The organism is Nonomuraea zeae (genome assembly GCF_005889725.1).
GTDB classification, from domain to species: domain Bacteria; phylum Actinomycetota; class Actinomycetes; order Streptosporangiales; family Streptosporangiaceae; genus Nonomuraea; species Nonomuraea zeae.
In genome coordinates, this window is the sequence record NZ_VCKX01000549.1 from 1 (window position 1) to 3,546 (window position 3,546).

4 protein-coding genes are annotated in these 3,546 nt (G+C 71.3%); 2 read left to right on the forward strand and 2 right to left on the reverse strand.

Features of this window, described 5'->3' with window-relative positions; all coding sequences use genetic code 11:
* The first annotated feature begins 401 nt into the window (after positions 1–401).
* Entirely contained in the window at positions 402–1,184 is a 783-nt protein-coding gene (locus tag ETD85_RS60900; RefSeq protein ID WP_138698871.1) for a phosphotransferase, read from the forward strand.
* Entirely contained in the window at positions 1,168–2,145 is a 978-nt protein-coding gene (locus ETD85_RS60905; protein WP_138698872.1) for a cobalamin biosynthesis protein, read from the forward strand. The genes ETD85_RS60900 and ETD85_RS60905 overlap by 17 nt, the downstream gene beginning before the upstream one ends.
* A 167-nt stretch (positions 2,146–2,312) precedes the next feature.
* Here ETD85_RS60905 and ETD85_RS60910 read toward each other — a convergent pair whose 3' ends face one another.
* Both ETD85_RS60910 and ETD85_RS60915 read right to left on the reverse strand, forming a co-directional pair.
* Complete coding sequence (locus tag ETD85_RS60910; RefSeq protein WP_138698873.1) at positions 2,313–2,546, reverse strand: hypothetical protein; 234 nt, start codon at positions 2,544–2,546, stop codon at positions 2,313–2,315.
* Between the two features lie 91 nt (positions 2,547–2,637).
* Positions 2,638–3,432, reverse strand: coding sequence for an exodeoxyribonuclease III (locus ETD85_RS60915; protein ID WP_138698874.1), 795 nt, complete (start codon positions 3,430–3,432; stop codon positions 2,638–2,640).
* Between the last annotated feature and the right edge of the window lie 114 nt (positions 3,433–3,546).

Sequence of the window (3,546 nt, forward strand, 5' to 3'; positions counted from 1 at the left end):
GGGTGCGACACACAGGGTCAGGGGCGGGGCAGGTCCGGCTTGCAAGCGCCCACGCGCCCGAAGTCCCCGTGCAAGCGCCCACGCGCCCGAAGTCCCCGCGCAGGGCCCGGGCGAGAGTCGGGGCAGGTCCGGCTCACAGGGGTCCGCGCACAGGACCCCCGGCGAAGGGTTCCACGCAGGGTCCGACGCAGGGTGCGGCGCACAGGGTTGCTGATGAGTGAGCAAGGCCCCCATGACAAGACGGTGTGCCGTACAGCCATGGCAAACGCCCCAGATGCGAAGCAAGGGGCCGGGTGCGGGGTGCGGCGGTTGCTCGCAGGCTCCCCAGAGACCTCACACACCCGCCGAGTGACAGAAAAGGCCAGGCGGGGGGCGGGCAAATAGGTCTAAGCTGTCGTGGCATGGTCGCGACGCTCCTGCATGAAATTCCCCTGCAGGGCGGGGACGTGACTGACGGAGTGGTGCGCGTCGGTGACACCGTGCGCAGACCGGCCAGTACGTCCACGCCCGCCGTGCATGCCCTGCTCAGGCACCTGGAAGACGCCGGGTTCGAGGGGGCGCCGAGGGTGCTGGGGATGGATGGGCTCGGGCGCGAGATCCTCACCTTCATCCCGGGTACGACCGGGCTCGATCTCGCCAGCGCGAGCGATGAGGCGCTGGCTTGCCTGGGCGTGTTGTTGCGCGACTTCCACGAGGCGACCGCCGGGTTTCCGCTGGCGGCGCAGGGGTGGGAAGGCGGGTCGAATGATGACAGAGCCCCAGAAGTCATCGGTCATTGTGATTTAACGCCGGAAAACGTGGTCTTTCGCGGCGGGCTGCCCCACGCGATGATCGACTTCGATCTGGCCCGGCCGACCACCCGGCTCTTCGACATCGTCACCACCCTCAGGCACTGGGCGCCCATCGCCGACCCCGTCGACCGTCCCCCGCTCCTGCGCAACCTCGACGTGGGCGACCGGCTGCGGCTGTTCTGCGACGCGTACGGCGTCCCGCCCCGCGACCGCCGCCGCCTCCTCGACCTCGCCAGGATCCGCTTCCACCGCTCCTACGCCGTCATGCGCACCCGCGCCACGGCCGGTGGGAACTGGGCGAAGATGTGGGCGGGCGGAGCCGGGGAGCGCATCCGCCGTGCGGCCGCGTGGCTGGATGTGCACGAAGATGAGCTTCATGCCTATTTGGTGTGATCCGCTCGGCCTCGCTCTCGGCGTGGCGCTCGACCAGCTCGTGGCCGATCCGCAGACGCCCGCACATCCCGTCGCGGTGTTCGGGCGCGCCGCCGCCCGGCTGGAAGGCGTTCTGTACGCCGACCGGAGGTCCGCCGGGGTCGTCCACGTCGCCGTGTGCGTCGGAGGCGCCGCGGCCCTGGGGCTGCTCGCCCAGGGGCAGCCACCCCCAGCCATCAGGGTCGCCCACCGGCAACCGCCCCCAGCCATCAGGGTCGCGCGTACGGCCGTGACCGCCGTGGCCACCTGGGCCGTGCTCGGCGGCACCACGCTGGCCCGCGAGGGCGCCTACATGGCCGACGCGCTCGAACGCGACGACCTGGCGCGGGCCAGGGCCAGGCTGCCGCACCTCTGCGGCCGGGACCCCGCGCTCCTGGAGTCCCCGGAGCTGGCCAGGGCCACGGTCGAGTCGCTGGCCGAGAACACCTCGGACGCCGTCGTGGCCCCGCTGTTCTGGGGCGCGGTCGCGGGCGTGCCCGGGCTGCTGGCCTACCGCGCGATCAACACGCTGGACGCCATGATCGGCCACCACTCCCCCCGGTACGAGCGCTTCGGCTGGGCCGCGGCCCGGCTCGACGACGTGGCGAACTACGTACCGGCGCGGGTGACCGGCGTGCTGGCCGCACTGACGGGACCGGCGCCGCGAAGGGCGCTGGCCGTGCTGAGACGGGACGGCCACCGCCACCCCAGCCCGAACGCCGGCCGCTGCGAGGCCGCCTTCGCCGGCGCGCTCGGCGTCACGCTGGGCGGCACCAACGTCTACGGCGGCCGGATCGAGCACCGCCCCACCATGGGCGACGGGCCCAAGCCCGAGGTCAGAGACATCCGCCGGGCCGTCCGCCTGACGCGCGCGGTGAGCCTGGCCGCCGCCGGCGCGGCCGTCCTGACGGCGTGGGCACTTCGCCGCGCAATTGCGCGCTGATCAGCAATTCGGGGAATGGCCTCACCCGATCCCGGTAATGGCTCCACGCAATCCCGGGAACAGCCCCGCAATCGCATCGGATGCCACGGGCACGCCGCCTGCCCGGCCGCCCGTCCGCGCCAATAGCCCTGCGGACGGGCGGCCGGTAATCAGCAATCGGCGGTTTTTCACATGACGCGATTGAGGTTCAGCACGAGCCAGACCACGAATATCGCGAGCAGTGTGATCCCGACCATGGACTTGGCCGCGCCGTGCGCGACCTCCTTGCGTGCGCTGACCTGGCGCGCGCTCTGCTTCCAGACCTGGCGCATGATCAACATGGTCTGGAAGCGCCGGCCGAGGGCGAACACGGCGAGCGCGATGATGATGAATAAGATGACGCGGCCGTCTGCAGGTTCCACGGAGATCCCCCTGTGGGCCTTGAAGAGACTTAATTCCCCCGAAACATTTGAGAACTCAGGATACTCGCACGACCGCGGTTTGTGATTTGAATTACGCTTCGAGATCCACCACGATCGGCGCGTGATCGGAGGGGCCTTTACCCTTGCGGGCCTCGCGATCGACGTACGCCGCCCGCACCCGCCCGGCCACCTCCTCGCTCGCGTAGACCAGGTCGATGCGCATCCCCTTGTTCTGGTGGAACATGCCGGCCCGGTAGTCCCAGTACGTGAACGGGTGCGGCCCCTTCATCGGCGTCGGCACCACGTCGAACAGCCCCAGGGCCAGCAGGTCGGCCAGCGCCTGGCGTTCGGGGGGCGTGACGTGGGTCGCGCCGACGAACAGGGCGGGATCCCACACGTCGGCGTCGGTCGGCGCCACGTTGTAGTCGCCGCACGCCACGAGCGGCCCGGTCATCTCGGCCTCCAGCGCGTCCCGCAGCGCCGCGAACCAGTCGAGCTTGTAGACGTAGTGCGGGGACTCGACCGTGCGGCCGTTCGGCGCGTACAGGGACCAGACCCGCATCCCGCCGCACGTCGCCCCGAGCGCCCGGGCCTCGGGGCGGGCCACGCCGGCCTCGTCGAGCTCGCCGAAGCCGGGCTCGCCGGGGAAGCCGAACGTCACATCGTCGAGGCCGGCCCTGGACAGCAACGCGACGCCGTTCCAGCGGCCGTCGCCGTGGGCCGCGGCCGCGTAGCCGAGCGCGCCCACCTCCGCCACGGGGAACGCCTCCGCGGCGCATTTGGTCTCCTGCAGGCAGACGATGTCCGGCTTGGTGTCGTCCAGCCATTCGAGCAGGCGAGGCAGTCTCGCCTTCACCGAGTTCACGTTCCAGGTCGCCAGGCGCATCCCTCCAGCCTGCCACCGCCACCCGTACGCCGTCCCCGCGACCCGGCGCTTCCCTCTGGCCGGGCGGCCGTCAGACCGCCTTCATCAGCGTGCCGGAGACCTCCCCGAGCAGCC